This is a genomic window from Actinomadura rubrisoli, assembly GCF_004349215.1.
Classification (GTDB): Bacteria; Actinomycetota; Actinomycetes; order Streptosporangiales; family Streptosporangiaceae; genus Spirillospora; species Spirillospora rubrisoli.
Map to the genome: position 1 here is coordinate 1 of NZ_SMKU01000188.1, position 18,141 is coordinate 18,141.

13 protein-coding genes are annotated in these 18,141 nt (G+C 73.6%); 4 read left to right on the forward strand and 9 right to left on the reverse strand.

The window, feature by feature from the left end:
- Positions 1–63: 63 nt before the first annotated feature.
- Positions 64–1,359 carry an ABC transporter substrate-binding protein gene (locus E1298_RS28885; RefSeq protein ID WP_131898755.1) on the reverse strand — a complete coding sequence of 432 codons (1,296 nt, stop codon included), beginning with the start codon at positions 1,357–1,359 and terminating at the stop codon, positions 64–66.
- Positions 1,356–2,714: a Gfo/Idh/MocA family protein gene (locus E1298_RS28890; RefSeq protein ID WP_131898757.1), complete on the reverse strand. Its 1,359-nt coding sequence runs from the start codon at positions 2,712–2,714 to the stop codon at positions 1,356–1,358. The genes E1298_RS28885 and E1298_RS28890 overlap by 4 nt, the downstream gene beginning before the upstream one ends.
- 126 nt (positions 2,715–2,840) lie before the next feature.
- On the opposite strand from E1298_RS28890, the gene E1298_RS28895 reads away from it, so the two are divergent.
- Together E1298_RS28895 and E1298_RS28900 are read left to right on the forward strand one after the other, a co-directional pair.
- On the forward strand, positions 2,841–4,034 hold the full coding sequence (locus E1298_RS28895; protein WP_243725876.1) for an ROK family transcriptional regulator: 1,194 nt from the start codon (positions 2,841–2,843) through the stop codon (positions 4,032–4,034).
- A 65-nt stretch (positions 4,035–4,099) separates the two neighbouring features.
- Positions 4,100–7,897, forward strand: a complete 3,798-nt coding sequence (locus E1298_RS28900; protein WP_207944894.1) for a glycoside hydrolase family 2 TIM barrel-domain containing protein — start codon at positions 4,100–4,102, stop codon at positions 7,895–7,897.
- Between the two features lie 47 nt (positions 7,898–7,944).
- On the opposite strand, the gene E1298_RS28905 is transcribed toward E1298_RS28900, so the two are convergent.
- The 6 genes from E1298_RS28905 to pdhA all read right to left on the reverse strand — a co-directional run bounded on the left by E1298_RS28905 (position 7,945) and on the right by pdhA (position 14,724).
- Positions 7,945–8,784, reverse strand: a complete 840-nt coding sequence (locus tag E1298_RS28905) for an anti-sigma factor (protein WP_131898761.1) — start codon at positions 8,782–8,784, stop codon at positions 7,945–7,947.
- Complete coding sequence (gene sigK / locus E1298_RS28910; protein ID WP_131898763.1) at positions 8,781–9,368, reverse strand: ECF RNA polymerase sigma factor SigK; 588 nt, start codon at positions 9,366–9,368, stop codon at positions 8,781–8,783. The genes E1298_RS28905 and sigK overlap by 4 nt, the downstream gene beginning before the upstream one ends.
- A gap of 33 nt (positions 9,369–9,401) precedes the next feature.
- Complete coding sequence (locus tag E1298_RS28915) at positions 9,402–10,955, reverse strand: DUF4331 domain-containing protein (protein ID WP_243725877.1); 1,554 nt, start codon at positions 10,953–10,955, stop codon at positions 9,402–9,404.
- Positions 10,956–11,277: 322 nt separating this feature from the next.
- Positions 11,278–12,576 (reverse strand): dihydrolipoamide acetyltransferase family protein, encoded by a 1,299-nt coding sequence (locus E1298_RS28920; protein ID WP_131898767.1) that lies wholly within the window; start codon positions 12,574–12,576, stop codon positions 11,278–11,280.
- A complete protein-coding gene (locus tag E1298_RS28925; RefSeq protein WP_131898768.1) occupies positions 12,573–13,589 on the reverse strand; it encodes an alpha-ketoacid dehydrogenase subunit beta in 1,017 nt (338 codons plus the stop codon). Before E1298_RS28925 ends, E1298_RS28920 begins: the two co-directional genes overlap by 4 nt.
- Before the next feature lie 10 nt (positions 13,590–13,599).
- Complete coding sequence (gene pdhA, locus E1298_RS28930) at positions 13,600–14,724, reverse strand: pyruvate dehydrogenase (acetyl-transferring) E1 component subunit alpha (protein WP_131898769.1); 1,125 nt, start codon at positions 14,722–14,724, stop codon at positions 13,600–13,602.
- Positions 14,725–14,939: 215 nt separating this feature from the next.
- Between pdhA and E1298_RS28935 the strand changes: the two genes are divergently transcribed.
- Positions 14,940–15,623, forward strand: coding sequence for a GntR family transcriptional regulator (locus E1298_RS28935; protein WP_243725878.1), 684 nt, complete (start codon positions 14,940–14,942; stop codon positions 15,621–15,623).
- Here E1298_RS28935 and E1298_RS28940 read toward each other — a convergent pair.
- Positions 15,605–16,306 (reverse strand): GntR family transcriptional regulator, encoded by a 702-nt coding sequence (locus E1298_RS28940; RefSeq protein ID WP_131898770.1) that lies wholly within the window; start codon positions 16,304–16,306, stop codon positions 15,605–15,607. The two genes, E1298_RS28935 and E1298_RS28940, sit on opposite strands and share 19 nt — an antisense overlap.
- 180 nt (positions 16,307–16,486) lie before the next feature.
- Here E1298_RS28940 and E1298_RS28945 point away from each other — a divergent pair, with 180 nt between their 5' ends.
- Entirely contained in the window at positions 16,487–17,716 is a 1,230-nt protein-coding gene (locus E1298_RS28945) for an NRAMP family divalent metal transporter (RefSeq protein ID WP_131898771.1), read from the forward strand.
- The last annotated feature ends 425 nt before the right edge of the window (positions 17,717–18,141 follow it).

Consider the following 18,141-nt stretch of genomic DNA (forward strand, 5'->3'; position numbering starts at 1 on the left):
GTGGCGGCGGGGTGAGCGGCGGATGTCCGATCAGGGAATCGCCCGGCCCCCGGTCCTCAGGGCTCAGTCGGCGAGCGCGGCCAGGGTCTTCTGGAGGTCCTCCGCCGCCTGGTCGACGGGCTTCTTCCCGGTGACGGCGGCGGTGACCTGCTCCTGGACGGCGGCGCTGACCTCGTTGTAGCGGACGACGACCGGGCGCGGCTTGGCGGTGTCCATGCCCTTCTTCAGCGCCGGCAGGTACGGGTACTTCTTGATCATCTCGGGGTCGTCGTAGAGCGCCGCCAGCGACAGCGGGAACGACTGCGCCCGCCCGTACTCGTTCTGGACGGGCGGGCTGACGATGTAGGCGACGAAGTCCCGCGCGGACGCCTGGTGCTTGGAGAACGAGGAGACGGCGAGGTTGTTGCCGCCGAGCGTCCCGGAGCCGGGGCCGTCCTTGCCGGGGATCGGCGCGACGCCGAACTTCCCGTTCACCTTGGACGAGCCGTCCCCGGCGGACGCCAGCGCGTACACGTACGCCCAGTTGCGGTGGAAGACCAGCGTGCCCTCCTGGAACGCGCGGCGGCTCTCCTCCTCCTTGAGCGTGATGCCCTTGGCCGGGATCGTGCCCTGCTTGAACGCGTCCACGAGGAACTGCAGCCCGGCCTTGGCCTGCGGGCTGTTCACCTGCGGCTTGCCCGCCGGGTCGAAGACCTGCCCGCCCGCCGACTGGACGGCCTCGGAGTAGTTGACGGTGAGCCCCTCGTACTTGCTGTACTGGCCCGCGTAGCAGTCGGTGCGCCTGCCTTCGGGGAGCCGCTTCACCTTGGCGCAGGCGTCGCGCATCTCGGCCCACGTCTTCGGCGGTTCCTTGATGCCCGCCTTGGCCAGCAGGTCCTCGCGGTAGTACAGGACGCCGGTGCCGGTCAGCCACGGCTCCGCGTAGAGCTTGCCCCGGTACAGCCCGGTCTGGAGGGCCGCCTGGACGAACGAGCGGGTGTCCGCCAGGTTCTGCGGAAGCGGCACGATCCAGCGGCGCGCGGCGAACTCGGCCGTCCAGACCGCGTCGAGCCGCACGACGTCGTAGGCGTCCGACTTGATCTGCATGTTCTGGACGAGCTGCTGGCGCGCCTGGTCGCCGTCCTCGGGCAGCTCGACGAGCCGCGCCTTCTCCTTCGGGTGCGCGCCGTTCCACTTGGCGACCAGCTTCTGGACCGTCTGGGTGAGGTCCTTGCCGGTGGCGACCGTGATAGGGCCGCGCGCGTCGTTGGCGGCGGGCGCCTTCGAGCCGCCGGAGTCGTCGTCCGAGCCGCAGGCGGCGAGCCCGAGGGACAGGGCGAGCGCCACCGCGGCGCCGCCCCACCGGGGTCTGATCGTCATGGAAGCACCGTGCCTTTCGCGGGGTCTGCGGGGACTGCGGGGGTGCCGGCGGGCGCGGCCGCCGGGGTGAGCTCGACGACGGCGCCCCGCGACCGGGCGCGTTCGGCGGCCCAGACGACGCGGTGCGAGGCGAGGCTCTCGCGGGCGCCGGAGCTGAGCTGGGACGGGTCGCCGGTGGCCAGCGCCTCCGTGAACGCGTCGATCAGCGCGTCGTCGGCGTGGTCGTGGCGGCCGTCCAGGGGCGCCCCGCCGTCCGGGGAACCGCCGCCGGGGGAGCCGCCGTCCAGGGAGCCGCCGGGCTCGAACGTCTCCAGCTCCCCGGTGACGAAGTCGCGCACCGAGATCCGGACGCCGTCGCCCTCGACGCACCCGGCCGTCCCGAAGATCCGGGTCTGGCGCTGCGCGGCGGCCGAGAACGCGGTCATGGTGAACACGCCGGTCGCGCCGGACGGGAACTCCATGTTCACCACCTGGTGGTCCACGACGTCGTTGTCGCAGGCGTAGACGCAGCGGCCGTACGGGCCCTCGCGCAGGGCCCGCAGGACGCCGTCCTCGGTGCGGTCGTCGGTGACCGCGCCGAGCGGCCACACCTCGCGCTCCGAGTCGCCGAGGCACGACAGGTAGAGGCGGGTGGCCGAGTACGGGCAGGACGGCTCCACCGGGCAGTCGGCGCAGCGTCCGGCGGCGCCGGCGGGGCGGTTCTCGGGACGGAAGTGCGACAGCCGCCCGAACGAGCCGACCCGCGCCGGGACCTCGCCCATCACGTGCACGAGCCAGTCGATGTCGTGGCACGACTTGGTCATCAGCATCGGCCCGGACCCGTCCTCGCGCCGCCAGTTGCCGCGCACGTAGGAGTGGGCGTGGTGCCACCAGCCGACGGGCTCCAGGTGCTGAACGCTGATCGGGGTGCCGATCCGCCCGGCCCCGATCAGCTCCCGGATCGTCCGCGTGTACGGGGTGTAGCGCAGGACGTGGCAGACGGCGAGCACGACCCCGGCGCGCTCGACGGCCTCGACGACGCGCAGCGCGTCCGCCTCGGAGGTCGCCATCGGCTTCTCCAGCAGGATGTGGCAGCCGAGCCCGGCGAACGCGATCGCGGGTTCGGCGTGCTCGGCGTCCTGCGTCGTGATGACCACCCCGTCGGCGGGCCGGCCGGCGGCGGCCATCTCGCGCCAGCCGGGGAACGTCCGCTCCGGCGGGATCCCGTGCTCGGCGGCGAACCGCGCCCGCCGCGCCGGATCGGGCTCGGCGACCGCGACGATCCGGCCGCGGCCCGCGGCCCGGACCCGCCTGGCGTAGCCGGACCCGCGCAGGCCCGCTCCGGCCACCGCGATCGTGGGTCCCGTGTTCTCCATCGACTGACCCCTCCTGACCTGGGCATATATGCTGTAACCGGGCTGCCGCCCGGCATTACGAAATTTCCTTTCATAAGTAGATTGGCAATAATGTCGTCCGTCCGCCGATCGCTGTCAAGAGGTGCCGTGTCCGAACACTCCCTGCACGGGGGCGACCCGTCGGTCCTCCGCCGCCTCAACTCGGCCGCGACGCTGCGGGCGCTGCGCGACGGCGGCGAGTCGACCCTGACCGAGCTGGCGCGGCAGGTCGGGCTGTCCCGGCCGACCACCGAGGGCGTCCTCGGCGAGCTGACCGAGCGCGGCCTGGTCGCCGAGGCCCCGCCCCGTCCCGGCGCCGGGCTCGGCCGGCCCGCCCGCCGCTACCGGTTCCGCGCCGAGGCCGGGTACGCGCTCGGCATCGAGATCGACGCGCACCGGGTGCGGCTGCTGCTCACCGACCTCGCGGGCGAGGCGGCCGGCGGCCACCGCGCCGACCTTGCGGTGGACGGCTCGCCCGCCGAGAGGCTCGCGGCGGTGCGCGCCGCGGTCAAGACCTGCCTGGCCGACGCGCGCGTCGACCGTCCGTCGCTCTGGGCCGTGGCCGCCGGGACGCCCGGCGTGATCGCGCCGGACGGCACCGTCGCGTTCTGCACGGTCGTCCCGGGCTGGGAGGGCGTCAACCTCGCCCGCGAGCTCGGCCGCTCGTTCTCCTGCCCGGTCCTCGTCGAGAACGACGCCAACCTCGCCGCGCTGGCCGAGCGGTGGCGCGGCGCGGCCCGCGAGGCCGACGACGTCGTGTGCGTCCACGCGGGCCTGCACACCGGCATGGGCGCGCTCATCGGCGGCCGCCTGCACCGGGGCCGCTGGGGCGCCGCCGGGGAGATCGGCATGCTGCCCGAGCTGGGCCTTCGCGACACCACCGCCGCCCTCATCACCGGGACGGAGGTCGGCCCGGAGGCGGCGGGCGCGGTCCTCGCGGGCATCGCCGAGGCGGGCCCCGCGCTGGACGACGCGGAGCGCCTCCTGGACGCCGCCGGCTGGGGCGGCGCCGAGGCCAGGACGGTCGTGGAGCGGCTCGCGGCGCGCATGGCCCGCGGCATCGCCGCCATGGCCCTCGCGCTGGACCCCGAGATGATCGTCGTGGGCGGCCCGCTGATCCGGGCCGGGGACCTGCTGGTCGCCGAGCTGCGGCGGCAGGTGCGGCCGCTGTGCCTGAGCCCCGTCCGCATCGAGGCGTCCGAGCTGGGGGACGAGTCGGTGGGGCTGGGCGCCGTCCGCCTCGCCCTGGACCGGATCGACGAGGACCTGTTCCGCGTCGACCGCTCCGCCGGGGACCGGTAACCCGCCGGGGACCGGTAACCGGCCAGGGGCCGGTAGCCCGCCGGGGAAGCGGGCATGATCAGGTCGTGCACCGGTTACTGGTCCTCCCGCTCGCGCTGATCGGGCTGCTGGCGCAGTCCACCACCACGCCGCTCGCCGGCCTCGCCGCCGGTCCCGCCGCTCTCGCGCCGCCGTCCGATGTGTACTCCTACCTGGACGATCCGGAGATGACGGGCGAGGGGCAGGAGCCGCCGCACGCGCTGCTCCGCCCCTACGGCGACGCCCGCGAGGCGCTCGGACGCGACACCGCGCGCTGGACGCGGTCCCTGGACGGCGCCTGGCGGTTCGCGCTCGCGGACCGTCCCGCCGAGGTGCCCGAAGGCTTCTACCGCCCCGGGTACGACACGTCGGGCTGGCGGGAGGTGAAGGTCCCGCACACGTGGCAGAGCGACCGGCTCGACCATCCGGTGTTCCGCAACATCCCGACCGAGGTCGTCCCGGACGATCCGCCGAGGACGCCCCGCGACATCAACCCGACCGGCGCGTACGTGAAGACGCTGGACCTGCCCGACGCCTGGGACGGCCGCCGGACGTTCCTGCGCTTCGAGGGCGTGACCAGCGCGTACCTCCTCTGGGTGAACGGGCGCTACGCGGGTTACGACCAGGGCGGCTACACCCCGGCCGAGTTCGACCTGACCGGCCTCGTGCACGCGGGCGCCAACACGGTCGCCGTCCAGGTGCACCGCTGGAGCTCGGGCTCCTACCTGGAGGACTACGACCAGTGGCGGTTCAGCGGCATCTTCCGCACCGTCTGGGCGTACTCGACCCCGAAGACCTATGTGCGCGACGCGTCCATCACCACCGGCCTGGACGCCGCCTACCGGGACGCGGCGCTCGGCGTGGACCTGACCCTGGCGAGTAAACAGGGGCCGCGCGGCGACCACACCGTCCGCGCCACGCTCGTCGACCCGGCGGGCCGCACCGTCCAGCGCTTCACCGGCAAGGCGACCGTGAACGGCGAGAGCACACCCGTCCACCTGGCCGCGCGGGTGCGGAACCCCGCGAAATGGTCGGACGAGACCCCGAACCTCTACACGCTCCTGCTGGAGCTGGCCGACGAGCGGGGCCGCACCGTCCACACCACCGCCGAGACGCTCGGCTTCCGGACGATCGAGATCAGGGACCGGCGGCTCCTCGTCAACGGCCGCCGCATCCTGGTCAAGGGCGTCAACCGCCCGGAGACCGACGCCAGGACGGGACGGCATCAGACCAGGGCCCGGATGGAGGCCGACGTCGCGCTGATGAAGCGGCTCAACGTCAACGCCGTCCGCACCGCGCACTACCCGTCCGACCCGTACCTGTACGACCTGGCCGACCGGCGCGGCCTGTGGGTCGACGACGAGGTCGACATCGAGACCCACAACTGGCAGGACTGCCGGCCGACCGGCGCGAAGGACTGCCTGGCCGACCGTCCCGAATGGCAGAAGGCGTTCCTGGAACGCTTCCAGGCGATGATGGCCCGCGACAAGAACCACCCGAGCGTGCTCATGTGGGACACCGGGAACGAGGCGGGTCTGGGCGCCGCGCACTACACCATGGCCGATTGGGCGAAGCGGACCGACCCATCCCGCCCGCTCTACCACCAGCCCAACAGCCCCGACGGGGACGCGCCGTACGCGCACGTCTGGGGCCCGCGCTATCCCACGCCCGCCAAGCTGGAGGCACAGGCCGCCGCGACCGCCAAACCGATCGTCCTCGGCGAGTACGCCCACGCGATGGGCAACAGCCTCGGGAACTTCCGCGAGTTCTGGGAGGTGATCCGGCGGCACCCGCAGACGCAGGGCGGGTTCATCTGGGACTGGGCAGAGGCCAACCAGCGGCAGCCCGTCATCACCACCCCCGACACGTCCGGCAACGAGATCCTGAGCTGGCTCCAGGGCCTGCCCAAGACGGTGGACGGCCACCGCGGCAAGGCCCTCTACTTCTCCGGCCTGGACGACTTCGTGGAGGTCTACCGTGACCGGCGCTTCGACCTCACCGGCAGGGCCGTCACGCTCGACTCCTGGGTGAGGCCCGTCCGCCCGTGGACGGGGGACTTCACTATCGTCGGCAAGGGCGACCGCTCGTACGCGCTGAAAATGGCGAACGAGAACACGCTGGAGTTCTTCGTCCACAGCGGCACCTGGCGGACGGTCCGCGCGCCCGTCCCGGCGAACTGGTACGACACCTGGCACCGCGTCACCGGCACCTACGACGGCACCGCACTGCGCCTGTACGTGGACGGACGCGAGGCCGCCTCCGTCCCGTTCACCGGCGCCATTGACCGGTCGTCCTCGGACGTCAACGTCGCGCGCAACTCCGACACGATGCAGGACAACTACAAGGGCCGGATGGCGCACGGCACCATCGACGACGTCCGCGTCTACGGCCGCGCGCTCACCCCGACCGAGCTGGGTGCGGGCGCCGACCCGGCGAAGAACGCGATCCTCGCCCTCGACTTCGACCGCTTCGGCACCCGGGGCACGTTCCTGTCCAACGGGCAGAGCCTCTCAGGGGTGGACGGCCTGGTCGGCTCGGACCGCTACGTCCAGCCGGAGACGGCCCAGCTGTCGTGGGCGCAGTCCCCGATCCGCGTCACCCGCACCGACGCGATCCGCTCCGGCGGCACGCGCTCGAATGGCGCCGTCTCGGTCTTCAACGAGCGGGTCTTCGCGGGGACGTCCGACCTCGAACTGCGCTGGCGCTACACCGAGGGCCGCCGCACCCTCTCCTCTGGCCGTTCGCCGCTGAGGTTGCGCCCGGGCGGGACGGTCAGCCCCCCGATCCCGGCACCGCCCGCCAACCCGGGCAAGGCCGAACGCTGGCTGACGGTGGAGGCCGTCCTGAAGGCCCGCACCTGGTACGCCCCGGCAGGCCACGTGGTCGGCTTCGGCCAGTTCCCCGCCGGAGGCACGGCCGTTCCCGGCCTGCGCAAACCAGCGACTGGTGAGCCTGCCGCGACCCAGAACGGGGAGCAGGTCGTCGTCACCGGCAAGGGCTTCCGCTACGTCTTCGACAAGGGCAAGGGCACGCTGACGTCCATGCGGGCCCGGGGCGCCGAGCTCCTGCGCACGGGCCCCGAACTGGACGTGTGGCGCCCGCCGATCAGCAACGAGACCTACACCTGGGGCCGCGCCGAGGGCGAGGACTGGCGCGGCGCCGGCCTGGACCGCCTGGTCACGACGCCCGGCGCGGTCACCGTCACCCCGGGCGCCAAGGTCACGGTCGCGATCACCGCGAAGACCGCCGCCCCGGACCGTCCCGGCGCCTGGTTCGACCAGAGGTCCACCTACGTCATCGATGGCTCGGGCCAGATCGAGCTGACCCACCACGTCGTCCCGCAAGGCCAGGTCAGGGCCCTGCCCTACCTGGCGCGCGTCGGCTACACGCTCAAGGCGCCCGACCGTTTCACCAGGTTCGCCTGGTACGGGCGCGGCCCGGTGGAGAACTACGCCGACCGCAAGGACGGCACCCGGATGGGCGTCTGGTCGTCCACGGTGGGCGGGCAGTACGTCCCGTACTACCGGCCGCAGGACCACGGCAACCACGACGACGTCCGCTGGACCATGCTGACCGACGGCCGGTCGGGCCTGCTCGTGGGCGGCGACATCGAGGCGGGCGTCACGCCGTACGACGACCTGGACCGCGCCCTTTACCCGTTCGCCCGCGTCCGCAACCCGGGCTGGACCACCCTCCACATCGACCACGCGGTCACGGGGGTGGGGGATACGCCCAACCCCGTCCGTCCCGAGTATCAGGTCCGCCCTGACGTCGCCTACACCTACACGACACTCATCCGCCCCGTGACCCCTGAGGAGGCGTCGGCCGCGGCGCCTCGGGAGTGAGCGGGGCGCCGTACGCGGCGGATCCCGCTGAGCCGGGCCGTCACGGCTCACCGCGCGGTGAGCAGGACGATCGGCGCCGAGGTCGGCCGCGCCGAGCCGCCCGCGGGTTCGACGGTGAGCCCGACCCGATCCGAGTCCCGCCAAGGGCCGGTGGGGAGCGGTCCGCTCCGCCCGGGGAGCAGGCCCGCTGAGCGCGGGCCGTCCGGGCCGATCAGCCAGACCTGATACACGCGCGAGGACGGCAGGCCCCGCAGTCCCCACGCCGCGACGACCGCCCGCCCGCGCGCCGCCGACGCCACGACCGTGACCGTCCCGCCGCCCGTGGCGCGGCCGGACGCCGACCGCGCATCGGGCGCGGACAGGACGGACGCCACGTCGCCATAGGCGGCCTCGGCCCGCTGCGCCCGCTCCCGCTCGCGGACCACGACTCCGGCGGACGCCGCCACCGCCAGGCACGCGGCGACGAGCACCCCCGCCCACCGCCATCGCCGGGTTCGTCGCGGGCTGATCCGCAGGCCGCCGCTCACACGTCCGGCCCCGCGTGCCCGCCCGCGCTCCGCCTTGCGGTCCGCCCTGCGCTTCGCCTTGCGGTCCGCCCTGCGCTCCGCCTTGCGGTCCGGCTCGGTTCCGGGGTCCCGTCCCGTGGCGCGGGCCGGGGGCAGTTGCCGGACGTGGGGGATCCGCGCGAGCACCCGGCCCCGCAGGCCGGACGGCGGGCGCTCGGCGACCGCCATGCCCAGCCAGGCCGCCGTCGCCGCGAACTCGCGGAGCTCCGCCGCGCAGGCTTCGCATCGGGCGAGGTGCGCCTCGAAGAGCCGCCGCTCCCCGGCGTCGTCGACCGCGTCCAGCGCGTAGGCTCCCGCGAGCGCGTGCACGTCGGCCCTCATCGCCCGGCCCCCAGACAGTCGCGCAGCCGGACGATCCCGTCCCGTATCCGCGTCCGGACCGTGTTCGGCGGCGCCCCGACCAGGACGGCGACCTCGCGGTAGGAGTGCCCGCCGTAGTAGGCGAGGGTGAGCGTCTCGCGCTGGAGGGGCGTCAGGTTCCGCAGGCAGCGGCGCACCCGCTCGTGCTCCAGCCGCCGCTCGACCCGCTCGGTGACCGGGTCGAGCGGGGCGGCGGGCTCCCGGCGCGCCGCCCGCGCCTCGCTCTCGCCCGCCGCGGCCTCGTGGCGCACCCGGTCCACGGCCCGGCGGTGCGCCATCGTCATGATCCACGCCAGCGCGGCGCCGCGCGCCGGATCGTAGCGCGCCGCCGTCCGCCACACCTCGATCATCACCTCCTGCGTCACCTCCTCCGCGAGCGCCGGGTCCCGCACGACCCGCCGGACGAGGCCGTGCACCGGCGCCGACGCCAGGTCGTACAGCAGCTCGAACGCGCGCTCGTCACCGCGTGCCGTACCGCGCAGCAGGGCGTCCGCGTCCTGCCCGGCCGCCGTGTGCTGCCCCGGCCGTCTCGCCTGTGGCGGCATGCCGCGCTCCCCTCGCTGGGTGTCCTCTCGGATCTACGCACCCGGGCGGGCCCTGGATCGGTCCTTGCGGCGCCACCACATCAGACCGCCCGTCAGCACGAACACCGCCCCGCCGGTCAGCGCGGCGACCGGCAGCATGCCGAGCGTCCCGGAACCGCCGCCGTCGCCGGAGGCGTCGTCGGACGCGGCGCCCGCGTTCAGGAAGGTCACGGCCTTGCCGTTCTTCTTCTTGGCGGCCTTGAGCTTCGCCGCGCCGCCCTTCGCCCCGGCGGTGCCGCGCGCGTCCGACCCCGAATGGGGCTGCGCGACGTACGGGAAGGATTTCTCGAACCGGGCGTCGTTGGCGTCGACCGCGTCGCCCAGATCGTTCTTGGCGCCGATCAGCTCGCCCTCGACGGCCTGGAGGGAGATGTCGATGACGTCGTCGTCGAGCCGCCGCCCGTTCGGGAAGCCCGCCTTGTCGCCGCCGAGCACCCCGAGCCGGTTCGGCTCGGCGGCGGGCTTGACGGCGGTGTTGAGCCGCAGCATCTCCGCGGGGCGCACGTGCGCGGGCTGGGTCAGCCCCGGCACGCCGGTCAGGAACACCTGCGCCAGGTCGCCCCGCGGCCCGGGCGGCGCCGGGATCTTGTAGATCTTCTCGATCAGCTTCGGCAGCTCCGGGTCGGCGACGAAGCCCGCGAACCGCGCGTCGTGCGCCGGGGACGAGGCGTTGAACGCGTCCTTCTGCGCCAGCGGGATGACCACCTCGTTCACCAGCGGCGACCCGAGGCGCGACACCTGGGTGTAGCCGCCCCCGGCGTTGCGCCGCTGGACGGTCGAGTTCACCGCGACCACCGGATCGCGGTTCCGTGTCAGGAACCGGGACGGGACCTGGAGCGCGATCGTGTTGACGTTGTACCCGCGCAGCGTGTCGTTGCCGACCTCCTTCAGGTCCGCCCCGTACAGCAGGTCGAACACCCGCAGGTCGAGGAAGAACGAGTCGTCGGCCTGCCCGGCGAACGTCTTCAGCCCGTACGGCAGCGGCTTGACGGCCTGGGCGCGCAGGGCGGCGTAGCCCGGCATGGACGCCTTGCCCACGTTGGACGGCGCCACCGGCACGTGCTCGGCGAGCTTGACCGCCTGGTGCACCCTGCCCTTGACCCGCTGGATCAGCGTCAGGTCGTACGTCTGGGTGAAGTTGAGGTCGGGGTCGTCCAGGCTCGTGACCGGCCCGGTGTTGTACAGGAAGGTGTTCCCGTCCTTGAGCCGGTCGCGGAACTGGAACCGGTAGGTGAGGTCCGGCAGCGCGTCCCCGTCGTTGTCGACGTTGATGTCGTACCGGGCGTCCCTGGCGAACTTGTAGAAGTTGGGGCCGCCCGCGGGTTCCTGGAACGGCAGGAAGTTCGCGATCAGCGTCGTCGTGTCGGGCTTGTCGGGACTGACGAATGCGTACACGTCCGTGTTGTCGTACTGCGGCTGCCCGGAGATCAGCGGCGCCTCGCGGTGGCTGGACGCGCCGCCCCGCCCCGGCACCAGCCCGGCGAACCCGCCGACGAGCAGCGTGCCCCCGGCCGCGACGGCGGCGCCGGCCCGCAGCTGCGCGCCCACCCGGCCCGCCGTCGTCCGGCCCGTCCTCGCCTGGCCTGCTGTTGCCCGTCCCGTCGCTGCCCGGCCCGTCCTCGCGTGATTCGGAAGGAGTCCTCGCATCGTGCAACCTCGGCCGGTCCCCGGGACCGCCGCGGCGGCGCCGTTCCGTGGCGCTGGGCAGGACTGCCGCGGCGCCGGGTTTGACCGGTTTCCTTGCCGTGCCCGACGGTTCTTCGGGCGGCGCGGTCCCCGTGATCGGTCCCTGACCGCCTGAGGTCACCGCTGAACGCAACCGCCCCCGCCGTCCGTACCCGCCCCGTCGCGGGTGGGCCCGCGCCGGGGATCAGGCGACGATCAGGACGGGGTTCTGGAGGAGTTCAGCCAGGCGGGCGAGGAACCTGGCGGCGGTGGCGCCGTCGCAGGCGCGGTGGTCCACCGACAGCGTCACGGCCATGCGCTTGCCGGGGACGACCTGCCCGTCGCGCACCACCGGCTCGTCCCGGACGGCGCCCACGGCGAGGATCGCGGCCTCCGGCGGGTTGATCACCGCGGAGAACGAGTCGACGCCGAACATGCCGAGGTTGCTGACGCTGAACGTGCCGCCGCTCATGTCCTGCGCGGACAGCCTGCCGTCGCGCGCCCGTCCCGCCAGCTCGCGGGTCTCCTGCCCGATCCGCGACACGCTCTTGCGGTCGGCGTCGCGGACGACGGGGACGACCAGGCCGTCCTCGACCGCCACCGCCACGCCGACGTGGACGCGCTTGTGGAAGAGCAGCTCCTCCTCGGTGTAGGAGACGTTCACGGCCGGGTGCTCGCGCAGCGCGGTCGCCACGGCCTTCACGACCAGGTCGTTCACGCTGACCTTGGCCGGGGCGAGCGCCTCGTTCAGCGTGGCGCGGAACGCCAGCAGGGCATCGGCGTCGACCTCCCGGTTGAGGTAGAAGTGCGGCGCGTTCCGCTTGCTCTCGGTGAGCCTGCGCGCCGCCACCTTCCGGAAGCGGTTGAGCGGGACCGCCTCGACGTCCGGGTCCGCCGCCCGCTGAGCCGCGGCGGGCGCGGCAGCGGCGGGTGTGGAGGGTGCGGCAGCGGCGGGCGCGGGGGGTGCGGTCGGCGTCGCCGGAGCCGCGGGGATGGCGCGGATGGCGGCCTCTATGTCGGCGCGGACGATGCGCCCGCCCGGGCCGGAGCCGTTCAGCGTGGCCAGGTCGATGCCGTGGTCGCGGGCGAGGCGCCGTGCCAGCGGCGACGACCGCGGACGGGACCGGCCCGCACCGCCCGCCTCGGACGCGGCCGGCGCCGGGACGACGGCGGGCCGCGCCTCCGCCACGGCCGCCTCCGGCTCAGGGACGGACGCGACCGCCGGGGCGGTGGCTTCCGGGGCCGCCGGGGGCGCGGCGTCCGCGCCACCGGCGGGGACGAGCACGGCGATCGGGGCGCCGATGGACGCCGACTCGCCCTCCGCGACCAGGATCTTGTCGAGCACGCCGGCCTCGTACGCCTCGTACTCCATGACCGCCTTGTCGGTCTCGATGTCGACGATGACGTCGCCGACCGCGACCTCGTCTCCCGGCCGCTTCTGCCAGGAGCTGATGACGCCCTCCTCCATCGTGTCGGAGAGCCGGGGCATGAGGATCTCGGTCATCGGGCGGTCTCCAGGGCGGGGCGGCCGGTCGCGCGGAGCGTGTCGCGGACGGCGGTGAGCAGGGAGGCGGCGGACGGCAGCGCCGCGGTCTCCAGGGACTTGGCGTAGGGCAGGGGCACCTCGGCCATCGCGACGCGGCGGACGGGGGCGTCGAGCCAGTCGAAGGCGCCCTCCTGGATGGTCGCGGCGATCTCGGCGCCGATGCCGTAGGTGAGCCAGTCGTCCTCGGCGACGACGGCGCAGCCCGTCCGGCGGACGGACTCGACGATCGTCGCCCGGTCGAGCGGGCGCAGGCTTCGCAGGTCCACGACCTCGGCGGAGACGCCCTGGGCGGCGAGGGTCTCGGCGACCTCGGCGGCGACGCGGGCCATCCGCGAGTAGCCGATGATCGTGATGTCGGTGCCGGGACGGGTGACGGCGGCGCGGCCGATCTCGGCGGGCGCGATGTCGCCGATCTCGCCGGGCAGCTCGCCCTTGGTGTTGTAGAGGGCGAGGTTCTCCAGGAACAGCACCGGGTCGTCGTCGCGGATCGCGGCCTTCAGCATCGCCGACGCCTCGGCGGGCGTGCTCGGCGCGACGACCTTCAGGCCCGGAATGAACGAGTAGAACAGCTCGACGTTCTGCGAGTGCGTGGCGCCGAGCTGCTGGCCGCCGCCGCCCGGGGTGCGGATCACCAGCGGGACGCTGGCCTGGCCGCCGAACATCCCGTAGATCTTCGCGGCGTGGTTGACGATCTGGTCCAGCGCCAGCAGCGAGAAGTTGATCGTCATGATCTCCACGACCGGCCGCAGGCCGAGCATCGCCGCGCCGATCGCGGCGCCGACGAAGCCCTCCTCGGCGATCGGGGTGTCGCGGACGCGGCGCGGCCCGAACTCCTTCAGCAGCCCCTCGGTGATCTTGTAGGAGCCCTCGAAGAGCCCGATCTCCTCGCCCATGAGGAAGACGTTCTCGTCGCGGAGCATCTCGGCGCGGAGCGTGTCCCTGAGGGCCTGGCGGTAGGTGGCGGTTGCCATGGTCGGCTCCTCAGGAACGGAAGACGGGGTCGGCGGGCAGGCGGTGCGACTCGCCCGGGACGGGGGTGGCGTAGGTGTAGTCGAAGAGGGTGGACACCTCGGGCGCGGGGCTGGCGTCGGCGAACGCGGCGGCGGCGTCGACCTCGGCGGTGACCTCGGCGTCCAGCCGGTCGCGGTCGTCGTGGGAGAGGATCCCGGCCTCCTGTAGCTCCAGCGCCATCCGGGCGAGGGGGTCGGCGGCCTTGAGGGCGTCCTTCTCCTCCTTGGACCGGTAGCGGGCCGGGTCGACGACCGAGTGGCCCTTGAGCCGGGGGCTGGTGGTCTCCAGCAGGTACGGCTTGCTCTGCGCCCGCGCGCGCTCGACGGCGGCCTGCGCGGCGTCCCGGACGGCGACGACGTCGGTTCCGTCGACCCGGGCGCTCTCCATCCGGTACGCGGCGCCGCGCCGGTACAGCTCGGGCTCGGCGGAGGAGTGCTCGACCGTGGTGCCCATGCCGAGGCCGTTGTTGACGACGACGAAGACGACCGGCAGGTCCCAGAGGCCGGCGATGTTGAGCGACTCATGGAACGCGCCGATCGCGGCCGTCCCGTCGCCCATGTGGCACATCACGACCTCGTCGCCGCCCTTGTAGGAGACGGCGAGCGCGGCCCCGGTCGCCAGCGGGACCTGCCCGCCGACGATGCCGTAGCCGCCGAGCAGCCGGGCCTCGGAGTCGAACAGGTGCATCGACCCGCCCCAGCCCTTGGAGACGCCGGTGGAGCGCCCGTACAGCTCCGCCATGACCCGGTCGGCGCCGATGCCCTTGGCGAGGGCGTACCCGTGCTCGCGGTAGTTGGTGAACAGGTAGTCGGTGGGCCGCAGGGCCGCCAGCAGGCCGACGACCGTCGCCTCCTCGCCCAGGTTGAGGTGGCAGTAGCCGCCGATCTTGGCCTCGGTGTAGGCGCGCGCCGCGCGCTCCTCGAACCGGCGGATCAGCAGCATCTGCCGGTAGTAGCCGACCAGCGTCCCGGGGTCGGCCGCCGCGGGCGCCGAGCCGCCCGCCGCCGTCTTCGGGGCCGCCGCTTTCGGGGCCGCCTTCGCGCTCCGCGCTCTCCGGGTGCGAGCCGGGGCGGCGGACCGGGTGCTCTCAGCCATCGGCGACCTTCCTCTGTGCCGGGGGAGCGCCGTAGGATCGCCACGACACTCACCGATCATCATTGATCAATGATCGATCATATTCTACCCGTCAAGACCCGCATACCGAAGAGCGCTGTCGAAGAGCGCCGCCGAAGTGCGCTCACCCGAGAGCCGCTCACCAGAGCCGCTCACCTGAGAGCCGCTTACCAACGGTGCGTCTAACATGTGGTTCCGTGAACGCGCCCATCCCCGCCCCGCTGCTGCGCACCGGACTCGCCGACCAGATCCGCGAGTTCATCGTGGAGGGCATCAGCTCCGGACGGTGGGAGCCCGGCGAGCGCGTCGTCGAGCGCCGGATCGCCGCCGAGCTGGGCGTCAGCCAGGGCCCGGTCCGGGAGGCGCTGCGCCAGCTGGAGGCGCAGCGGCTGATCGAGACGCTGCCCAACCGCGGCGCCCGCGTCCGCGAGTTCACCGAGCGGGACCTTGCCGAGATCTTCCCCGTCCGCGCCGGGCTGGAGCGGACGGCCGCGGAGCTGGCCCTGCCGCGCGCGGCCGGATGCCTGGACGCGCTGGAGGAGCACAACCGCCGGCTGGGCGAGGCGGCGCGGGAGGGCGACCTGCACGAGCAGATGCGGCTGAGCATCGCCTTCCACCGCGCGATCGTGGAGGCGGCCGGGAACCGGCTGCTCGTGTCGGTGTGGGAGGGGCTCGGCATCGAGCTGTGGACGACCCTGTCCCTGCGCCTGCACCACACGGAGATCTACTCCAAGTCGGCCGAGCACGCCGAGCTGATCGAGGCGTTCCGCCGCCGCGATCCCGAGGCGCCGCGCATGCTCCACGACCACGTCATGAACTACGCCCCTGAGGGGCCGGGGGCCGGCCCTGGGGCAGGGCCGGCTCAGGCGCCGGTGTCGTAGGCGGCGGTCAGCTGGGCCTCGGCGTCGTCGAGGTAGGAGCGGAGCGCGCGCTCGGCGTCCTCGGCGGCACCGGCCGCCAGCAGGTCGCAGATCCGCCGGTTGCGGGCAAGGTACGGCTCGTGGAACTCGCGCGGCGAGCCCATCTCGTGGAAGACGAGGCGCATCTCGGCCAGCAGGTGGCGGGTCATCTCGTCCACCCGGGGGCTGCCCACGAGCGCGGCGAGCGCCTGGTGGAAGCGGATGTCGGCCGTGCCGACGCCCGCCCAGTCCCCGGCGGCGGCGGCGCGCTCGCCGTCGGCGACCGCGGCCTCGACCCGGGCGAGCGCCCCGGCGGGCGCGGACGCCGCGCACCGCACGCCCTCGCACTCCAGGATCCGCCTGACCCGGTAGAGGTCGGCGAGGCCGTCGGCGGTGACCCGGCGGACGAACACGCCGCGGTTGAACTCGTGGACGAGCAGCCGTTCCTGGACGAGCAGCCGGAACGCCTCCCGCATGGTGTTGCGCGAGACCCGCACGGCGCGGCACAGGTCCTCCTCGGGGAGCCGCTCCCCGGGGACGAGCCGTCCGCGGGTGATCTGCTCGCGGAGCAGGTCGGCGACCCGGGCGGCGGTGCTCGAACGGTCCAGATCGTGCCGCGACGCCGCGATGGCGTCGAGCCACGACTCCTGTGCCGGCACCGGCATCGGCCCGCCTCTCCCTGGACGGCACGGGACGCGCCGGCCGCGCCGGCCCGCCGCCCCGTGCACCGAGCATGTGCGACGCCAGCGTAGCGCCGTCGCACGGAAAAATCATCAACAAGGGGATTGATGGATTGTTGAACAATCCTTACTCTGCTGTAAAGCCGACTCCTCAGAGGGGCAGCCATGACGGACCGGACCACGCTGGACACGACCCCGTCCCCGCCCACCGCCTCGCGCCGCGGCGCGCTCGTCGGCGCGATGTTCCTGATGGCCACCAGTGCCATCGGCCCCGGGTTCATCACCCAGACCACCGTGTTCACCGCCGATCTCGGCGCCGCCTTCGCCTTCGCGATCCTCGTGTCGGTGCTGGTGGACATCGCGATCCAGCTGAACGTGTGGCGCGTCGTCGGCGTCTCCGGACGGCGCGCGCAGGACCTCGGCAACAGCGTCCTGCCCGGCGCCGGGTACGGGCTGGCCGCCCTCGACGTGTTCGGCGGCCTGGTGTTCAACATCGGCAACGTCGCGGGCACGGCGCTCGGCCTGAACGCGCTCCTGGGGCTGGACGTCAAGATCGGCGGCGCGCTGTCCGCGCTGGTCGCGATCGGGGTCTTCCTGATCAGGCGGGCCGGGGTCGCGATGGACCGGATCGTGGTCGTGCTCGGCGCCGTGATGATCCTCATGACGCTGTACGTGGCGATCGTGTCCGCCCCGCCGCTCGGCGACGCGCTCCGCGAGAGCGTCGCGCCGGGCGAGGTCGACTTCCTGGTGATCACGACGCTCATCGGCGGGACGGTCGGCGGCTACATCACCTACGCCGGCGCGCACCGCATGATCGAGTCGGGGCTGAGCGGGCCGGAGAACATCCGCGAGATCAACCGCAGCGCGGTCTCGGGCATCCTCATCACCGCGCTGATGCGCGTCCTGCTGTTCCTCGCCGTCCTCGGCGTCGTCGCGGGTGGCGTGACGCTGGCCAAGGCCAACCCCGCGCCCTCGGCGTTCGAGCACGCGGCGGGCGAGGCCGGGCTGCGGGTCTTCGGCCTGATCATGTGGTCGGCCGCGATCACCTCGGTGATCGGCGCGTCCTACACCTCGGTGTCGTTCCTCGTCTCGTTCTCGCCCTGGATCGAGCGGAACCGCAACCGCCTCGTCGTCGCGTTCATCCTGGTGTCCGCCGCGATCTACCTCGCGATCGGGACGACCCCGGCCAAGCTGCTCGTCCTCGCGGGCGCGCTCAACGGGCTGATCCTGCCGTTCGGCCTCGCCGTGCTGCTGTGGGCGGCGGGCCGCCGCCGCGACCTGCTCGGCGGCTACCGCTACCCGGCCTGGCTCCTCGCGATCGGGGTGGCGGCCTGGCTATTGTCCGTCTACCTCGGCTGGCACTTCCTCGCCGACCTCGACGAACTCTGGAGGTAGGGACGTGGACCGTGACTCGTTCACCGGCCTCCGCCGGAGAATCCAAGTTCTTTTCGCCGAGAGGAAACCATGACGCGGGGCCTGGACGTTAGAGAGGCGGGGTCGCTGGTGACATTCCAGGGCCTCGGGCGTCCGGGGCACGCGGCGCTCGGCGTGGGGGTGTCGGGCGCCGCGGGCCCGGGCGCGCATCGGCTCGTGACCGGCGCGCCCGCCCCGCTCATCCGCGCTCGCCCCGCTCGTTTCCGCTCGTCCGCGCCTGCCCCGCTCGTTTCCGCTCGTCCGCGCCTGCCCCGCGCCCGTCGACGGCTGCGTCACCGTCCCGCCCGGCTTACGCGTCCGGCTCCCGCTCCCGCTCCTGCTCCATCCGGCATTCTCTCCGGCGTCGGCCCGCCCTGCTCGGGCCGAGCGTCCCGCTCCCCGGCAGC

Excerpts from the sequence above, each read along its gene's own strand:
- E1298_RS28885 (WP_131898755.1), bottom strand. The coding sequence starts at position 1,359 with ATGACGATCAGACCCCGGTGGGGCGGCGCCGCGGTGGCGCTCGCCCTG.
- E1298_RS28890 (WP_131898757.1), bottom strand. The coding sequence starts at position 2,714 with ATGGAGAACACGGGACCCACGATCGCGGTGGCCGGAGCGGGCCTGCGC.
- E1298_RS28905 (WP_131898761.1), bottom strand. The coding sequence starts at position 8,784 with ATGAGGGCCGACGTGCACGCGCTCGCGGGAGCCTACGCGCTGGACGCG.
- sigK (WP_131898763.1), bottom strand. The coding sequence starts at position 9,368 with ATGCCGCCACAGGCGAGACGGCCGGGGCAGCACACGGCGGCCGGGCAG.
- E1298_RS28920 (WP_131898767.1), bottom strand. The coding sequence starts at position 12,576 with ATGACCGAGATCCTCATGCCCCGGCTCTCCGACACGATGGAGGAGGGC.
- E1298_RS28925 (WP_131898768.1), bottom strand. The coding sequence starts at position 13,589 with ATGGCAACCGCCACCTACCGCCAGGCCCTCAGGGACACGCTCCGCGCC.
- pdhA (WP_131898769.1), bottom strand. The coding sequence starts at position 14,724 with ATGGCTGAGAGCACCCGGTCCGCCGCCCCGGCTCGCACCCGGAGAGCG.
- E1298_RS28940 (WP_131898770.1), bottom strand. The coding sequence starts at position 16,306 with ATGCCGGTGCCGGCACAGGAGTCGTGGCTCGACGCCATCGCGGCGTCG.
- E1298_RS28945 (WP_131898771.1), top strand. The coding sequence starts at position 16,487 with ATGACGGACCGGACCACGCTGGACACGACCCCGTCCCCGCCCACCGCC.